Here is a 16796-nt window from a genome sequence, read left to right as displayed (position 1 = left end):
GTGCGCGCGGACGTTTCACGACCAGGCACTCCAGGAGCAGCCATGTACGCCCCGGGTCTTCCGCCCACGGCGCCGCGCCGGGTCCCCGGCAGGGCCTGGATCGTCTCCATGCGGGTGCTGTTCACCCTGCTCGCGGTCTGCTCCTTGGGCTTTCTGCTGTGGGCACCGCTGCTCAGGCTCGCGTTCGTCCGCCGCCGTGCCCTCGACTGGTGGACGGCCGGCGCCGGCTTCGTGTTCAGCTGTGTGGCGATCGCCGTGCTCGGCAGGAACGAGTCGGACGTGGAGGCGGACGCCCTCGACAACGCGCTCATAGCGCTGCAGCTCCTGGCCCTCGCGGCCGTCTGTGTGCACTACCTCGTCGCCGACGTACGTTTCTACGCGCGCCCGGCCGGGAAGGGCGCCGGACTCCCGCACCAGGGGCCCGGCTACGCGTACGTGACGACCGTGCCCACACCGCCGTACGGCCAGCCGCAGCCCTACCCGCCGCACCCCGGTCAGCAGCAGCCCCACCAGCTTCCCCTCACGCGCTGCCCCCAGCCCGAGGACGCCCGCCCCGCCCCGCCCCAGCGCATCGACCAGGTCCGCGCCGAGCTGGACGAGCTGAGCGACTACCTCCGCAAGGAGGAGGGCCGGTGAACGGTCGCCTCATCGGCGGGCGGTACGAGCTGGCGACGATCCTCGGCCAGGGCGGCATGGGCCAGGTCTGGACGGCCTACGACCAGCGCCTCGACCGCCGGGTCGCGGTCAAGCTGCTGCGCCCCGACCGGGTCACCGGGCCCATCGGCAGCGAGGCCGCCGACGAGCTGCGCCGCCGCTTCGTCCGCGAGTGCCGGGTCACCGCGCAGGTGGACCACCCGGGCCTGGTCACCGTGCACGACGCGGGCAGCGACGGCGACGACCTGTTCCTCGTCATGCAGTACGTGGAGGGCGCCGACCTCGGCGACCACCTCGCCGAACACGACCCCTACCCCTGGCCCTGGGCCGTCGCGGTGGCCGCGCAGCTCTGCGCCGTCCTCAGCGCCGTGCACGCCGTGCCGATCGTCCACCGCGACCTCAAGCCCCGCAACGTGATGGTCCGTCCGGACGGCACCGTCCTCGTCCTCGACCTCGGGGTCGCGTCCGTCCTCGACAGCGACACCACCCGCCTCACGCACACCGGCTCGCCCATCGGCTCCCCGGCCTACATGGCCCCCGAGCAGGCCATGGGCGGCGCCGTCGGCCCGTACACCGACCTCTACGCCCTCGGTGTCCTGCTGCACGAACTGCTCAGCGGCGACGTGCCGTTCGCCGGGTCCACCGCCCTCGGCGTGCTGCACCGGCACCTGTACGAACCGCCGCTGCCGGTCCGCCGGATCCGGCCCGACATCCCCGAGGCGCTGGAAGCACTCGTGCTGCGGCTGCTCGCCAAGGACCCGCAGCACCGCCCGGGCAGCGCCCAGGAGGTGTACGAGCACCTCGCCCCGCTGCTGCCCGCGCGCGGCTCACGGCCACCCGCCGGGCCGCTCGACCCCACCCGCCCGTTCCTGCGCCCGCACGCCCCCTGGCCCGACCGCGCCACCGTCCCGCCGCCGGCCATGCCCGCCACCCCGCCCGCCCGGACGGACGTCGCCGCCGCCGTGGACGAGGTCAAGCGGCTCCTCGGCGAGGGCCGCATCACCCAGGCCGTGGACATGCTCGGCGGGCTCCTCCCGGTCGCCGCCGAACAGCACGGGCCCGGCTCCCCGGTCGTCCGCATCCTGCGCAAGCAGTACGCGGCGACCCTGATGGACGACGGCCAGTACCGCCGCGCCCTGCCCGAGCTGCGCCGCCTCGCCGACGACCGGGCCGCCGAGACGGGCCCCGCCGACCCGCAGGTCCTCGGCCACCGCTGCGACGTCGCCCAGTGCCTGGAACAACTCGGCGAACCCGCCGCCGCGCTCGCGGAGTACCGCGCCGTGCTGCCGTACTACGAGAACCAGTACGCCACCGGCAACGACCCGGCGCGCTCGTACGAGATCCGGCACCGCATCGGCCAGCTGCTGCTCGCCCTCGGCGACCACGCGAACGCGCGCGCCCAGCTCCAGTCCCTGCTGTACGACACCGAACGCGCCTACGGCCCGCACCACCCGCTGCCCGTCGAGCTGCGCCGGCAGCTGGAACGCCAGATGGAGGTTCGGGGCGGCTGAGGCCCCGGGACGGGTCGTTCACCCGATGGCCGCCCACCGGTCACACCGGGCTCCGGAGGGCGACACATTGACCGGTTGATGTACATGAGTGCTGATCTCGCTGGTGGTGCCTTGTTTCAACGAGGAGGAGATCCTCGAACGCTTCCATGAACGCGTCACGGACGAAATGTCCCGCCTCGGGCACGCGTTCGAAGTCGTGTACATCGACGACGGAAGCGCCGACCGGACCCTGCCCCTCATCCAGGAGCTGTCCACCGCCGACCCGCGCGTCCGGTACGTCTCCTTCAGCCGCAACTTCGGCAAGGAGGCCGCCATGCTGGCCGGCCTCCAGCACGCCGAGGGCGACGCCGTCGTCCTGATGGACGCCGACCTCCAGCACCCGCCGGAGCTGGTCGGCCGCATGCTCCAGGAGCACACCCGGGGCTACGACCAGGTCATCGCCCGCCGCACCCGCGCCGGCGACCGCGTCACCCGCACCCTCACCGCACGCGCCTACTACTGGCTGATCAACCGTCTCGTGGACGTCGAACTGGTCGACGGCGTCGGGGACTTCCGGCTCCTGTCCCGCCGCGCGGCCGACGCCGTGCTCTCGCTCACCGAGTACAACCGTTTCTCCAAGGGCCTCTTCGCCTGGGTCGGCTTCCCCACCACGACGTTCAGCTACGAGAACGCCGTACGGGAACAGGGCCGCTCCGCCTGGACCTTCGGCAAGCTCCTCAACTACGGCCTGGACGGGCTGCTCTCCTTCAACAACAAGCCCCTGCGCGCCGCCCTCTACCTTGGCCTGCTCCTCACCTCCGTCGCCCTCGCCTACGCCGCCTGGATCGTCGGCGTCGCCCTCGTGCGGGGCGTCGACACCCCCGGCTACGTCACCCTGATCGTCGTGGTCACCGCGCTCGCCGGCGTCCAAATGGTGCTCGCCGGGGTCGTCGGCGAATACGTCGGGCGCATCTACTACGAGGTCAAACGCCGCCCGCACTTCCTGGTCAAGGCGACCAACACCCGGACCGGCGCAGCCCCCGCCGAGCCGGAACCCCGGGAGTTCGTACGCCGATGACGGTCACCGCGCAAATGGCACGCTTCGCCGTCGTGGGCGCCGTGAACACCGGCACGTACTACGGGCTCTACCTGCTTCTGCTGCACGGGCTGCCGTACATCGCCGCCCACGTGCTCGCCTTCGTGCTCAGCATGACCGGGTCGTTCTTCCTGAACTCGTACTTCACCTACCGCACCCGGCCCACCTGGCGGAAGTTCCTGCTCTTCCCGCTCACCAACGCGGCGAACTTCGTCATCACCACCGGGGGCGTCTACCTCCTGGTCGGCCTGGCCGGATTCAGCGACCGCTACGCCCCACTGGTGGCCGCCGCGGCCGCCATCCCCATCACGTTCGTGGTCTCGCGCACGATCATGCTGCGGCCGGACGCCCCGCCCCGGAAGCGGCCGGAACCGGTGCGCTGAGACGGCGGTCGGGAAGCCGGGGCGGGTAGGTCACAATGTCCCCTGCGCGCGCACGGACCACCCGTCCGCCGCTCGAATCGCACGAGTCACCTAGGGGTGTTGTGAACGGAAGAAGAAGCCGGGCTCTGCTGAAGGCCGTGACGCCGATGCTGGAGCCCGGGGAGCAGGTCGTGGCGATGTCCCTGGTGAACCTGAGCGAGATATCGGTCAAGCGGAACCTGGCGATGGGCGTCGCCGCGGCGGTACTGAGCGGCGGGACGATGATCGCGGCGGCCTCCCCCCAGCCGATCTACCTCGCGGCCAGCCACGAGCGGCTCTTCCTCTTCGTCGCCAACCCCGCCTTCGCCAAGCCGGACCGGCACCTGGCCACGTTCCCGCTCCAGGGCCTCAAGCGCTCCGGGATCAAGAACCGGGTGCTGAAGAAGTCCTTCGACCTGGTCGACGAGTCCACGGGCAGCGCGCTGCGCATCTTCTTCCCCGCTCTGGTCAGGAACAACAGCCTGGACGTCGTGGCCGGACTCGTCCCCGAAGCGGGAGTCACCGCCTGAGCCCCGGCGGCCCGCATCCCCAACTCCTCCCGAATCGTTGGTCGAATCAGTGGCCCGGACCGGTTCCACTCCCTAACATCGATCATCGCAAGGCTTTGTGCACCGCCGCACAATCTCCTCGGGAGGCTCCTTTGCACCGCCGCCGTCGCACCGCGCTCACCGTCTCCGCCGCGCTGCTCGCCGCTGCGCCGCTCCTCTCCGCCTGCGGCAGCCAGGCCCACCCCGGCGCCGCGGCCGTGGTGGGCGGTGACCGGATCACGGTGTCCACCGTGCAGGCGCAGGTGGCCGACGTACGCGAGGCGCAGGGCTCGTCCCCGCAGTCCGCCCAGCTCACCGACCAGTCCGGCCAGCTGGCCCGCGCCAAGCTGCACGGGCTGATCCTCGACCGCGTCCTCGACCGGGCCGCGGCGGACGCGGGCGTCACGGTGAGCCGCGCGGAGATCCAGCAGATGCGCCAGTCTGCCGTCGCCCAGTACAGCGGCGAGAAGGGCCTCCAGCAGGCCGTCCTCCAGGAGCGCTGGCTCGCCCCGGGCCAGATCGACGCCTTCCTGCGCGAGCAGATCCAGATCACGAAGCTCGGCCAGGCCCTGGGCGCCGACCCCTCCACGCCCGAGGGCACCAAGGCCATCGGCGACGCGCTGACCAAGGCGTCCAAGGCGCTGAACGTCGACGTCAACCCCCGCTACGGCACCTGGGACAACCAGCAGATCCAGCTCGCCGACTACAAGGCCCCGTGGATCTCCCAGGTCACCAAGCCCGCCCAGGCGGCCGCCGAGGCCGGGGCCTGAGCCCTCTGCGACGGCCGGGGTAGATTCGGTGCTGTGAACGCTGAAGACCCCGGCCGCATCGTCCTGCTCACCGCCAGCCACCGGGTCGCACCCGGACTGCTGTCCTGGCCCGCCTGGCAGACGCTGCACGGCGCCGACGAGGTGCGCTGCGGCGAACCGGAGCAGCCGCAGCTGCCGTATCTGCGCGAGGCCGGTGTCAGCGTCACCCCGGGCGTCCCGGACGCCCAGGAGCTCGTGGACGCCTGCGCGGGCGGCCGGACCGTGGTCGTCCTCACCGGCGGCGCGGGCCAGCAGCCGCTCACCGACGGCCTGGCCCGGCTGGCCGGCTCCGGACGGGTGCGGATGCCCGACCTGGAGCTGCTGCCCGGCTCGTACGACCTGCCGGGCGCCCGGCTCCTCGACCTCGTCCAGGTCATGGACCGCATCCGCGTCGAGTGCCCGTGGACCTCGCAGAAGACCCACGAGGGCCTCGCCAAGTACGCCATCGAGGAGGCGTACGAGCTGGTCGAGGCGATCGAGGACGGCGACCGCGACGAACTGCGCGAGGAACTGGGGGACGTACTGCTCCAGGTGGTCTTCCACGCGCGCATCGCGGAGGAAGGCATCCCGGGAAGCGGCGAGGAGCCGTTCTCCGTGGACGACGTCGCCGGCACGCTCATCGAGAAGCTGATCCACCGCCACCCGCACGTCTTCGGCGACGAGACCGCCGAGACCCCGGAGGACGTCCACGCGCACTGGCTGCGCACCAAGGCGATCGAGAAGCAGCGTGCGTCGGTCACCGACGGGGTACCGGTCGGCCAGCCCGGCCTGGCGCTCGCCGCCAAGCTCGCGAGCCGGGTCCGTACCGCCGGACTCGACGTGCCGCTCCCCGAGGGCGACGGCATCGGCTACCGCCTCCTCGCCCTCGCCGTACAGGCCCAGGAGGAGGGCGTCGACCCGGAGGCCGCGCTGCGCGCCGCGGGACGCGCGTACCGGGACGCGATCCGGACGGCGGAGAGCACCGGATAACGTCGGGGAAGTGAACGACAGCCACGCCGACCGCCCCGCCGAAGCCGCCTCCGTACCCGCCGGCTGCCCCGCCCACACCTCTTCCGCCGCCGTACCGCCCGCGCCCGAGCTCTTCACCTGGGAGTTCGCGACCGACCCGTACCCCGCGTACGCCTGGCTGCGCGAGCACAGCCCCGTGCACCGCACCACGCTGCCCAGCGGGGTCGAGGCATGGCTGGTCACCCGGTACGCGGACGCCCGGCAGGCCCTCGCCGACTCCCGGCTGTCCAAGAACCCGGCGCACCACGCAGAGCCCGCGCACGCCAAGGGGAAGACCGGTATCCCCGGGGAGCGCAAGGCCGAGCTGATGACGCACCTGCTCAACATCGACCCGCCCGACCACACCCGGCTGCGCCGCCTGGTCTCCAAGGCGTTCACGCCCCGGCGCATCGCGCAGTTCGCGCCCCGGGTGCAGGAGCTGACGGACCGGCTCATCGACGGGTTCGTGGAGAAGGGGGAGGCCGACCTGATCCACGAGTTCGCCTTCCCGCTCCCCATCTACGCGATCTGCGACCTGCTCGGCGTGCCCCGCGAGGACCAGGACGACTTCCGGGACTGGGCGGGCATGATGATCCGGCACGGCGGCGGGCCGCGCGGCGGGGTCGCCCGGTCCGTGAAGAAGATGCGGGCGTATCTGCTCGAACTCATTCACCGCAAGCGCGAGGACCTGGGCGACGACCTCATCTCCGGGCTGATCCGGGCGAGCGACCACGGCGAGCACCTGACCGAGAACGAGGCCGCGGCGATGGCCTTCATCCTGCTCTTCGCCGGCTTCGAGACGACCGTGAACCTGATCGGGAACGGCGTCCACACCCTGCTGAACCACCCCGCCGAGCGCGAGCGGCTGCACCATGCGCTGGCGGCGGGTGACGGCGAACTGCTGGCCACCGGCATCGAGGAACTGCTGCGCTACGACGGCCCGGTGGAGCTCGCCACCTGGCGGTTCGCCACCGAGCCGCTGACCATCGGAGGGCAGCGCGTCGCCGAGGGCGATCCGGTGCTCGTGGTGCTCGCGGCGGCCGACCGGGACCCCGAGCGGTTCGCCGGGCCGGACACCCTGGACCTGTCTCGGAGTGACAATCAGCACCTCGGCTACGGCCACGGCATTCATTACTGTCTGGGAGCGCCGCTCGCCCGGCTGGAGGGACAGGCCGCGCTCGCCACCCTGCTGACACGCCTTCCGGACCTGCGACTCGCGGGAGAATCGGGCGATTTGCGGTGGCGTGGCGGGCTCATCATGCGCGGACTGCGCACCCTGCCGGTGCACTTCACGCCGGGAGCGCGCACCGAGGAAAGTGACACTCCGTCAACTCTGTGACTTTCACGTGATCTCTGCTGCATCGACTTGTGACTCACGTTCGAGTTTCGCTAGGTTCACCGTTCGACTCTCCAGTCGCTTGTCAGTCACACGGAAGGCATCTCCCATGGGCTCCGCGAACGGCAGACACCGCCGCCCTCGTCAGGCACCCGCGATCGTGGTCGCCGCAGGCGTCACCGGCTCGGCCATCGCCATCCCGCTGCTCGGCGCGGCAAGCGCACACGCCGCGGACGCGACGACCTGGGACCGGGTGGCCGACTGCGAGAGCGGCGGGATGTGGAGCGCCGACCTCGGCAACGGCTCCTACGGCGGCCTCCAGTTCACGCCGGAGCTGTGGAAGGCGTACGGCGGTGAGGCCTACGCCGAGCGCGCCGACCTCGCCAGCCGCTCGCAGCAGATCGCGGTGGCCGAGCGGGTCCTGGCCGCCAAGGGCCCGAAGGCGTGGCCGAGCTGTGCGGTGATCTCCGGGCTCACCAAGGCCGCGGGCGCGGCGGACGTGGACCCGGGCGACGAGGACGCGGGCGAGCCCGCGCGGGGCGCCGACTCGGGCCTCGACGCCGGTCTCGGCACCGACCCGGTGGACGACGCCTCCTCGGACGCGTCGGCCACCCCCTCGGACGAGGCGTCCGGCGCGGCCACCACGGGCAAGGCCGCCGGCAAGAGCTCCGGCAAGCATGCGGGCAGGAGCGCCGAGGCCGACGCCTCCCCGTCCGCCGACCCCTCGGGCACTCCGTCCGACACCCCGTCCGCCTCGGCCGACCCCTCTTCCGCGCCCTCGGCCGACCCCTCCGCGGACCCCTCCGCCCGTGCGACGGACGACGCGGGGGCGAAGGGTGGCAAGCACCGGGGCGCCCCGGCCGCCGACGACGCCGCCCGGGCGGCCGACGGGCGCGATGCCGGCCGGCACGCTTCGCGGGGTGACGGCGACGCGCGCGACAGCGCCACGCGGCCGGCCGACGGCACGTACACCGTGCGGCCGGGCGACAACCTCTGGGCGATCGCCGACGCGCAGGACCTGCCCGGCGGCTGGCCCGAGCTGTACGAGGCGAACAAGGGCGAGGTGGGCTCCGACCCGGACCTCATCCTGCCCGGCCAGAACCTCGATCTGGGCCTGGGTGACACGGCCCCGGAGCGGGCCGCAGCGAGCGCCGGATGAGCCGTTAGAGCCCTTTGTGCTTTGGGTGGTTTAAGAGGCCCATGTCCCACTTTTGACCGAGTGAGACATGGGTCTCTTTGCGTGAACTGACGCCCCTTGTCCGGGAGGTCCCGCCGCATCCCTTCCGACCTGCACAAATGAGGGTTCATCGGATGCTCTTACGGGATGATTATCCGGTATGTCCTTCTTTGAATATGGCCGGTGGGTGTGATTACGGTCGGAACCGCTCGCACCGCGGGCCCCGTCGACCGTCACGCCGAATCCTGCCGTCGGTCGGGGGGAACAGACGCGAAAGCGCCGTAGGCAGGAGCGGGGGACCCAGGTAGGCGCTGGGCCCGGTCGTCGGGAGACGAACCGGGGCCGGCTAGGGGTGAAGTCGCGCCAGGAGCGCGGCCGGGCAACTCACTTGGCCCGAACCCGACAGCTCACCTCGCAGGCGTCGGTGAGGAGAAGACTCGATGCTGTTCAACCGCAAGGGCAACAAGCACCGCCGCCCCTCCAAGGCCGTCCGTGTCGCGACGCTCGCCGGTGTCGCCGGTGCCGCCGTTGCCGTGCCGCTGATGGGTGCGACCAACGCCTCCGCCGCCTCCGTCGCCACGTGGGACGCCGTCGCCCAGTGCGAGTCCGGCGGCAACTGGTCGATCAACACCGGCAACGGCTACTACGGCGGCCTGCAGTTCTCCCAGTCCAGCTGGGCCGCCGCCGGCGGTACGCAGTACGCGCCCCGCGCCGACCTGGCCACCAAGGCCCAGCAGATCGCCACCGCCGAGAAGCTCCTCGACATGCAGGGCCCGGGCGCCTGGTCCTGCGCCGGTGCCGGAAACCTGACCAACGACGGTGTCGACCCGGGTGTCGACACCGGCTCCGGTGCCGCGAAGCAGGAGGCCGCCCCCAAGCAGGAGGCCGCCCCGAAGAAGGCCGAGCGCACCGAGGCCCCGGCCACCAACCGCTCCGACCGCTCGGACGCCCCGAAGAAGACGGTCACCACCCCCACCGGCAAGAAGGTCGCCAAGGGTGACGGCGAGTACAAGGTCGTCGCCGGTGACACGCTGAGCGGGATCGCCGCGGACCACCACGTCAAGGGTGGCTGGGAGCAGCTGTTCAAGCTGAACAAGGACATCGTCCAGGACGCCGACCTGATCTACCCGGGCCAGCAGCTCCACCTGACGAAGTAACCGCGGCCCCTCCTCGCTGACCGCTCAGGCCGCCCCGGCCCGGCACGCACTCTCCCCCCGTGTGTGCCGGGCCGGGGCACGCCGCATTGGGGCCGGCGGGCGGCCCGTGATCGTTCAACTGTTGTAGTTACTGGTCAGTAGTTATCCGGTCTTTCGGCCCGGTATGCCCGCCCTTGGGTCCTTTTTCGTCCCAGGGGACGGGCGGTCGGCCGACGCCGACGGCCGGGCCGGTTAGGCTCTTGTCGCAAGGCCAAAGTGACCCTGCACAACCAGCGTCATATCCCAGAAGGAGATGCCTCGTGCCGTCCATCGACGTCGTCGTAGCCCGGGAAATCCTCGACTCCCGGGGCAACCCCACGGTCGAGGTCGAGGTCGGCCTCGACGACGGCAGCACCGGTCGTGCTGCTGTTCCGTCCGGCGCCTCCACCGGCGCGTTCGAGGCCATTGAGCTTCGTGACGGCGACCCCAACCGCTACCAGGGCAAGGGCGTCGAGAAGGCCGTCCTCGCCGTGATCGAGCAGATCGGCCCGGAGCTCGTCGGCTACGACGCCACCGAGCAGCGCCTCATCGACCAGGCGATGTTCGACCTGGACGCCACGGAGAACAAGGGCTCGCTCGGCGCCAACGCCATCCTCGGCGTCTCCCTCGCCGTCGCCCACGCCGCCTCCGAGGCCAGCGACCTCCCGCTGTTCCGCTACCTCGGCGGCCCGAACGCGCACCTGCTGCCCGTTCCGATGATGAACATCCTGAACGGCGGCTCGCACGCCGACTCCAACGTGGACATCCAGGAGTTCATGATCGCGCCCATCGGCGCCGAGTCCTTCTCCGAGGCCCTGCGCTGGGGCGCCGAGGTCTACCACACGCTGAAGAAGGTCCTCAAGACCAAGGGCCTGTCCACCGGCCTCGGCGACGAGGGCGGCTTCGCGCCGAACCTGGAGTCCAACCGCGCCGCCCTCGACCTCATCATCGAGGCCATCAAGGAGGCCGGTTACGCCCCGGGCAAGGACATCGCGCTCGCGCTCGACGTCGCCGCCTCGGAGTTCTACAAGGACGGCTCGTACGAGTTCGAGGGCAAGTCCCGCTCGGCCGCCGAGATGACCGAGTACTACGAGGAGCTCGTCTCCGCGTACCCGCTGGTCTCCATCGAGGACCCGCTGTACGAGGACGACTGGGCCGGCTGGAAGGTCATCACCGACAAGCTGGGCGCCAAGGTCCAGATCGTCGGCGACGACCTCTTCGTCACCAACCCGGAGCGCCTGGCCCGCGGCATCGAGGAGGGCTCCGCCAACGCCCTGCTCGTCAAGGTCAACCAGATCGGTTCGCTGACCGAGACCCTGGACGCCGTCGAGCTGGCCCAGCGCAACGGCTTCAAGTGCATGATGTCGCACCGCTCCGGCGAGACCGAGGACGTCACCATCGCCGACCTCGCCGTCGCCGTGAACTGCGGTCAGATCAAGACCGGCGCCCCGGCCCGCTCGGACCGTGTCGCCAAGTACAACCAGCTGCTGCGCATCGAGGAGATCCTGGACGACGCCGCGGTGTACGCGGGCCGTTCGGCGTTCCCGCGCTTCAAGGGCTGATCACAGCCCGGCAGGGCGACCGCCCCCGCCTCCGTCCGTCCCCGCGCCCGGTCACGTACCGTGTGCGGGGACGGACGTCGTAATGGGGAGGCGGGAACATGGCCGTGAAGGACCGGGACCGGTTCTCCACCGCGACCCGGCTGCGGCTGCTCGGTGAGCAGACCGCCGCCCGCGTCTACCGGTCCCAGAACCGGCGTCAGGCCCGCCGCTCCCGGCTCACCGGCCGGGCCGCCTTCCTGGCCCTGGTCGTCTGCTCCCTGGTCGTCGCCCTCGCGTATCCGATGCGTCAGTACGTGTCGCAGCGTGACGAGATCGCCGACCAGCGCAGGCAGGCGCGGGAGGCCGAGGCGCGCACCGAGGAGCTGCGGGACCAGAAGGCCCGGCTCCAGGACGACGCGTACATCAAGCGGCTGGCCCGTGAGCACCTGCACTACGTTCTTCCGGGGGAGACCGGCTACACCGTGGTCGATCCCGACGCGGTCAAGGAGCGCAACGGGAAGCCGGCCGAGACGGACCGGCCCTGGCACTCCAACCTGTGGGACGGCGTGGACAGCGCCGACCGCGGCTGACGGCCGTCCCCATCCCCGTACCTCTGCAGAACCCGCGGTTCGAGCAGTCCGATCAGCACCCTAGGCAGGCATGGAAACGCCCCCTCCCCAGACCGAGCCCACCCTTCCCACCGAGGCGGACATCGCCGCGTTCCAGCAGCAGCTGGGCCGCCCGCCGCGCGGGCTGCGCGCCATCGCGCACCGCTGTCCGTGCGGCAACCCGGACGTGGTCGAGACGCAGCCCCGGCTGGAGGACGGCACGCCGTTCCCGACGACGTACTACCTGACGTGCCCGCGCGCCGCGTCCGCGATCGGCACGCTGGAGGCGAACGGGGTCATGAAGGAGATGACCGAGCGCCTGGGCAAGGACCCCGAGCTCGCGGCGGCCTACCGGGCGGCGCACGAGGACTACATCGCGCGGCGCGACGCCATCGAGGTCCTGGAGGGCTTCCCGAGCGCCGGCGGCATGCCGGACCGGGTGAAGTGCCTGCACGTGCTCGTCGGGCACTCGCTGGCGGCCGGTCCCGGCGTCAACCCGCTGGGCGACGAGGCGATCGCGATGCTCCCGGAGTGGTGGCGCAAGGGCCCGTGCGTGTCGCCGTGCGGCGACCAGGGCACGGACGAGGGCTGAGGGGGCGCCGGACATGACGCGCGTGGCCGCCATAGACTGCGGCACCAACTCGATCCGCCTGCTGGTCGCGGAGGCCGATCCGGTCACCGGGGAGCTCGTCGAGCACGCCCGGCGGATGGAGGTCGTCCGGCTGGGGCAGGGCGTCGACCGGACCGGCCGGCTCGCCCCCGAGGCGCTGGAGCGCACGTTCGCCGTCTGCCGGACCTACGCGGCGGTGATCGAGGAGCACGGCGCCGAGAAGGTGCGCTTCGTCGCCACCTCCGCCTCCCGGGACGCGGAGAACCGGGACGAATTCGTGCGCGGCGTGGTGGACATCCTGGGCGTCGAGCCCGAGGTGATCAGCGGGGACCAGGAGGCCGCGTTCTCGTTCGCCGGGGCGACCAAGGAGCTGACCGGGCGCGACGACCTCGCGAAGCCGTACCTGGTCGTGGACATCGGCGGCGGCTCCACCGAACTCGTCGTCGGCGACGACCGGGTGCGGGCCGCCCGGTCCGTGGACATCGGCTGCGTCCGGATGACCGAGCGCCACCTCGTGCGCGACGGCGTCGTCGCCGATCCGCCCTCGGCCGACGGGATCGAGGCGGTCCGCGCCGACGTGGCGGCCGCCCTCGACCTCGCCGAGGAGACCGTGCCGCTCTCCTCGGCGGCCACGCTGGTGGGCCTCGCCGGGACGGTCACCACGGTGGCCGCGATGGCGCTGGGCCTGGAGGAGTACGACTCCGAGGCGATCCACCACTCCCGCGTCTCCCTGGAGCAGGTCCGGGAGATCACCGCGCGGCTGCTGTCCTCGACCCATGCGGAGCGCGCGGCGATCAGCGCGATGCATCCGGGCCGGGTCGACGTGATCCCGTCCGGTGCGCTGATCCTCCAGGCCGTGATGGAGCGGACCGGGGTGCGCGAGGTCGTGGTGAGCGAACACGACATCCTGGACGGAATCGCCTTTTCGCTGGCCTGAGCCGGGTGCTCATGCGTCGCCCCGCCCGCACTGTTGAGAGGGTGGGACGTGCCTGGTGGGGCGGCTTTCGGGCCGCCTCGCCGCCAACTTCGTGAACTTCTTCACAAGGAATTGCCCACCCCGGCCCCGTCTTCTGCTCCGGATGGGTCGCGCCGGAGGTGAGCGGGGTCACTCGGGGGCCGGACCGAGAGGTTCCGGGGGTGTTACGCCAGGGTGGACCGGGAGGGCCCCTGGCTCGGGGCCGAGGGCCAAGGGCCAGCTCGCAGGCGGTGAACAACGTTCACCACAGTAACGAGGTTCCCGGTGCGGGCCATGACCTGGGTCACGCGGGCGGCGAACTATAGCAGAGGGTTGCCACAACCTTGTGAAGGGGCTCACGAGCATGCCCCCCGAGTGGGGTGGATACTCGATGGCATGAGCACCACGGAGCGTCCCAGGATCCTCGTAGTAGGCGGTGGGTACGTAGGTCTGTACGCAGCTCGGCGCATCCTCAAGAAGATGCGCTACGGCGAGGCGACCGTCACGGTCGTCGACCCCCGGTCGTACATGACCTATCAGCCCTTCCTCCCCGAAGCTGCCGCCGGCAGCATCTCGCCCCGGCATGTCGTCGTCCCGCTGCGACGCGTCCTGCCCAAGGCCGAGGTGCTCACCGGGCGTGTCACCACGATCGACCAGGACCGCAAGGTCGCCACGGTCGCGCCCCTCGTCGGCGAGGCCTACGAGCTGCCCTTCGACTACCTGGTCATCGCGCTCGGCGCGGTCTCCCGCACCTTCCCGATCCCCGGCCTCGCCGAGCAGGGCATCGGCATGAAGGGCATCGAGGAGGCCATCGGCCTGCGCAACCACGTCCTGGAGCAGCTGGACAAGGCCGACTCCACGACCGACGAGGACGTCCGCCGCCGGGCCCTCACCTTCGTCTTCGTGGGCGGCGGGTTCGCCGGTGCGGAGACCATCGGCGAGGTCGAGGACATGGCCCGCGACGCGGCCAAGTACTACACCAACGTGAAGCGCGAGGACATGCGCTTCATCCTGGTCGACGCCGCCGACAAGATCCTCCCCGAGGTCGGCCCGAAGCTCGGGACCTGGGGCCGCGAGCACCTGGAGTCCCGTGGTGTCGAGGTCTTCCTCTCGACCTCCATGGACTCCTGCGTCGACGGCCACGTGGTGCTGAAGAACGGCCTGGAGGTCGACTCCAACACCATCGTGTGGACCGCCGGTGTGAAGCCGAACCCGGCGCTGGCCCGCTTCGGCCTGCCGCTCGGCCCCCGCGGCCACGTGGACACCACCGAGAAGCTCCAGGTGCAGGGCACCGACTACATCTGGGCCGCGGGCGACAACGCCCAGGTCCCGGACATGGTCGGCCGCAAGGCGGGCAACCCCAACGCCTGGTGCCCGCCGAACGCCCAGCACGCGCTGCGCCAGGCCAAGGTCCTCGGCGACAACGTGATCTCCGGGATGCGCGGCTTCCCGCAGGCCGACTACAGCCACGCCAACAAGGGCGCGGTCGCCGGCCTGGGCCTGCACAAGGGCGTGGCGATGATCGTCATGGGCAAGATGAAGATCAAGCTCAAGGGCCGCCTCGCCTGGTACATGCACCGTGGCTACCACGGTCTGGCGATGCCGACCTGGAACCGCAAGATCCGGATCTTCGCCGACTGGACCCTCGCGATGTTCCTCAAGCGCGAGGTCGTCTCCCTCGGCGCCATGGAGACGCCGCGCGAGGAGTTCTACGAGGCCGCCAAGCCGGCCCCCGCGCCGGCCGCCGCCAAGCCCGTGGGCGAGAAGGCGAAGGCCTCCTAGCCCGCCGCTCCCGCCGGAGCGAGCAGTACGACGCCCGAAGGGGCCGTCCGCCATCCGTGGTGCGGACGGCCCCTTCGGCGTATCCGGGTCCGAAGGGGCGGGGTGCGGCGCGGGCCGCACCCCCGGCGGATGCATGTGCCGTGCACGCATTTTGCCGTTCCCTTGCCCGGTAGCGGGATGGCGGGGCCGCCCCAGACTGTTGTGGGGGATGTACCACGCCACGGCGCCCCGGGTGCCGGGGGCGTGGTCCGGGACATGTGTGGGCATGTCTGGGCACGTCGGGAAACACCGTCACGGAGGTGTGCGCCATGGCAGACGCCGCATTGCGGCTGACCGCTCTCGCCCAGCAGTTGCTGGGCCAACCCCTACCGGTCCGCGTCCGGGCCTGGGACGGCAGCGAATCCGGACCGCCCGGAGCCCCCGTCCTCGTCATCAAGAACCGCCGGGCCCTGCGCCGACTGCTGTGGAAGCCGGGCGAACTCGGCCTGGCCCGCGCCTGGGTGGCCGGCGAACTCGACATCGAGGGCGACCTCTACGAGGCCCTGGACCTGATGGCCGGGCTCATCTGGGAGCGCGGCACCGACGCGCCGGGCGGCCTCCAGGCCCTGCGCGACCCGAAGACGCGCGCCGCCGCCGCGGACCTGCTGAAGCTGTCCGGGCCCTGGCTGCCGCCCGCCCCGCCGCCCGAGGAGGTGCGCCGCCGCAGCGGCCCCCTGCACACCAGACACCGCGACAAGGAGGCGATCAGCCACCACTACGACGTGGGCAACGACTTCTACGAACTGGTGCTGGGCCCGTCCATGGTCTACTCCTGCGCCTACTGGGAGGACGCCGGGACCCTGGAGGACGCCCAGCGCGACAAGCTGGACCTCGTCTGCCGCAAACTGGCCCTCAAGGAGGGCGACCGCCTGCTGGACGTCGGCTGCGGCTGGGGCTCCATGGCCATTCACGCCGCCCGCGAGTACGGCGCCCACGTCACCGGCGTCACCCTCTCCACCGAACAGGCCGCCTACGCCCGCAAGCGCGTCGCCGACGAGGGCCTGACCGACCGAGTGGAGATCAGGGTCCAGGACTACCGGGACGTCCGCGACGGCCCCTACGACGCCATCTCGTCCATCGGCATGGCGGAGCACGTCGGCTCCGTCCGCTACCGGGAGTACGCCGACGACCTCTTCGCCCTCCTCAAGCCCGGCGGACGCCTCCTCAACCACCAGATCGGCCGCCGCCCGGAGAAGGACGAGTCGGCGTACGAGATCGACGCGTTCATCGACGCCTATGTCTTCCCGGACGGGGAACTGGCCCCGGTCGGCCGGACCCTCGCCATCCTGGAGGAGGCCGGCTTCGAGGCCCGGGACGTCGAGGCGCTGCGCGAGCACTACGCACTGACCCTGCGCCAGTGGGTGGCCAACCTGGAGCGGGGCTGGGGGAGCGCCGTGAAGCTGGTCTCGCCCGGGCGGGCCCGGGTGTGGCGGCTCTACATGGCCGCGTCCGCGCTCTCCTTCGAGCGCAACAAGATCGGGGTCAACCAGATCCTCGCGGTGCGCCCGGGTACGGACGGCGCCTCGCGCATGCCGTTGCGCGCCCGCGCCTGGAAGGCCGACGCGACCGCCTGAGCGACGCAGAGCAC

At 71.5% G+C, this 16796-nt stretch carries 16 protein-coding genes and 1 riboswitch; all 16 genes read left to right on the top strand.

Translation table 11 applies throughout. The annotated features are described in order from the left end of the window. Positions 1-42: 42 nt before the first annotated feature. The 16 genes from ACZ6C6_RS20990 (at position 43) to ACZ6C6_RS20915 (ending at position 16782) form a co-directional block, all read left to right on the top strand. Positions 43-636 (top strand): hypothetical protein, encoded by a 594-nt coding sequence (locus ACZ6C6_RS20990; protein ID WP_469204784.1) that lies wholly within the window; start codon positions 43-45, stop codon positions 634-636. Next, complete coding sequence (locus tag ACZ6C6_RS20985; protein WP_469204783.1) at positions 633-2165, top strand: protein kinase domain-containing protein; 1533 nt, start codon at positions 633-635, stop codon at positions 2163-2165. Before ACZ6C6_RS20990 ends, ACZ6C6_RS20985 begins: the two co-directional genes overlap by 4 nt. An 88-nt stretch (positions 2166-2253) precedes the next feature. Next, positions 2254-3222 (top strand): glycosyltransferase family 2 protein, encoded by a 969-nt coding sequence (locus tag ACZ6C6_RS20980; RefSeq protein ID WP_469204782.1) that lies wholly within the window; start codon positions 2254-2256, stop codon positions 3220-3222. Further along, complete coding sequence (locus ACZ6C6_RS20975) at positions 3219-3623, top strand: GtrA family protein (protein WP_469204781.1); 405 nt, start codon at positions 3219-3221, stop codon at positions 3621-3623. Before ACZ6C6_RS20980 ends, ACZ6C6_RS20975 begins: the two co-directional genes overlap by 4 nt. 146 nt (positions 3624-3769) lie before the next feature. Then, complete coding sequence (locus ACZ6C6_RS20970; protein WP_469205019.1) at positions 3770-4171, top strand: hypothetical protein; 402 nt, start codon at positions 3770-3772, stop codon at positions 4169-4171. Positions 4172-4302: 131 nt separating this feature from the next. Next, complete coding sequence (locus tag ACZ6C6_RS20965) at positions 4303-4959, top strand: SurA N-terminal domain-containing protein (RefSeq protein ID WP_469204780.1); 657 nt, start codon at positions 4303-4305, stop codon at positions 4957-4959. Positions 4960-4992: 33 nt separating this feature from the next. Further along, entirely contained in the window at positions 4993-5967 is a 975-nt protein-coding gene (locus ACZ6C6_RS20960; RefSeq protein ID WP_469204779.1) for a nucleoside triphosphate pyrophosphohydrolase, read from the top strand. Positions 5968-5977: 10 nt separating this feature from the next. Next, positions 5978-7324 (top strand): cytochrome P450 family protein, encoded by a 1347-nt coding sequence (locus ACZ6C6_RS20955; protein ID WP_469204778.1) that lies wholly within the window; start codon positions 5978-5980, stop codon positions 7322-7324. Positions 7325-7430: 106 nt separating this feature from the next. After that, positions 7431-8480, top strand: a complete 1050-nt coding sequence (locus ACZ6C6_RS20950; protein WP_469204777.1) for a transglycosylase family protein — start codon at positions 7431-7433, stop codon at positions 8478-8480. 285 nt (positions 8481-8765) lie between these two features. Beyond that, positions 8766-8934, top strand: a riboswitch (cyclic di-AMP (ydaO/yuaA leader). A 4-nt stretch (positions 8935-8938) separates the two neighbouring features. After that, positions 8939-9655: a transglycosylase family protein gene (locus tag ACZ6C6_RS20945; protein WP_469204776.1), complete on the top strand. Its 717-nt coding sequence runs from the start codon at positions 8939-8941 to the stop codon at positions 9653-9655. Positions 9656-9954: 299 nt separating this feature from the next. After that, positions 9955-11235 (top strand): phosphopyruvate hydratase, encoded by a 1281-nt coding sequence (eno, locus tag ACZ6C6_RS20940; protein WP_018104074.1) that lies wholly within the window; start codon positions 9955-9957, stop codon positions 11233-11235. A gap of 98 nt (positions 11236-11333) precedes the next feature. Then, a complete protein-coding gene (locus ACZ6C6_RS20935; RefSeq protein WP_164400414.1) occupies positions 11334-11804 on the top strand; it encodes an FtsB family cell division protein in 471 nt (156 codons plus the stop codon). A 70-nt stretch (positions 11805-11874) separates the two neighbouring features. Next, a complete protein-coding gene (locus ACZ6C6_RS20930) occupies positions 11875-12414 on the top strand; it encodes a DUF501 domain-containing protein (protein WP_469204775.1) in 540 nt (179 codons plus the stop codon). 13 nt (positions 12415-12427) lie between these two features. Continuing rightward, on the top strand, positions 12428-13369 hold the full coding sequence (locus ACZ6C6_RS20925; protein ID WP_469204774.1) for a Ppx/GppA phosphatase family protein: 942 nt from the start codon (positions 12428-12430) through the stop codon (positions 13367-13369). A 414-nt stretch (positions 13370-13783) separates the two neighbouring features. Further along, the gene (locus ACZ6C6_RS20920) at positions 13784-15169 is read left to right on the top strand and encodes an NAD(P)/FAD-dependent oxidoreductase (RefSeq protein WP_073968545.1); all 1386 of its coding nucleotides are present in this window, start codon (positions 13784-13786) and stop codon (positions 15167-15169) included. Between the two features lie 308 nt (positions 15170-15477). Continuing rightward, positions 15478-16782 carry a class I SAM-dependent methyltransferase gene (locus ACZ6C6_RS20915; RefSeq protein ID WP_469204773.1) on the top strand — a complete coding sequence of 435 codons (1305 nt, stop codon included), beginning with the start codon at positions 15478-15480 and terminating at the stop codon, positions 16780-16782. Positions 16783-16796 lie beyond the last annotated feature (14 nt).

This window comes from Streptomyces sp. NPDC041814 (assembly GCF_055590565.1).
The sequence above is the reverse complement of the archived record's forward strand: the minus strand, read 5'-3'. Positions and strand labels throughout refer to the sequence as shown.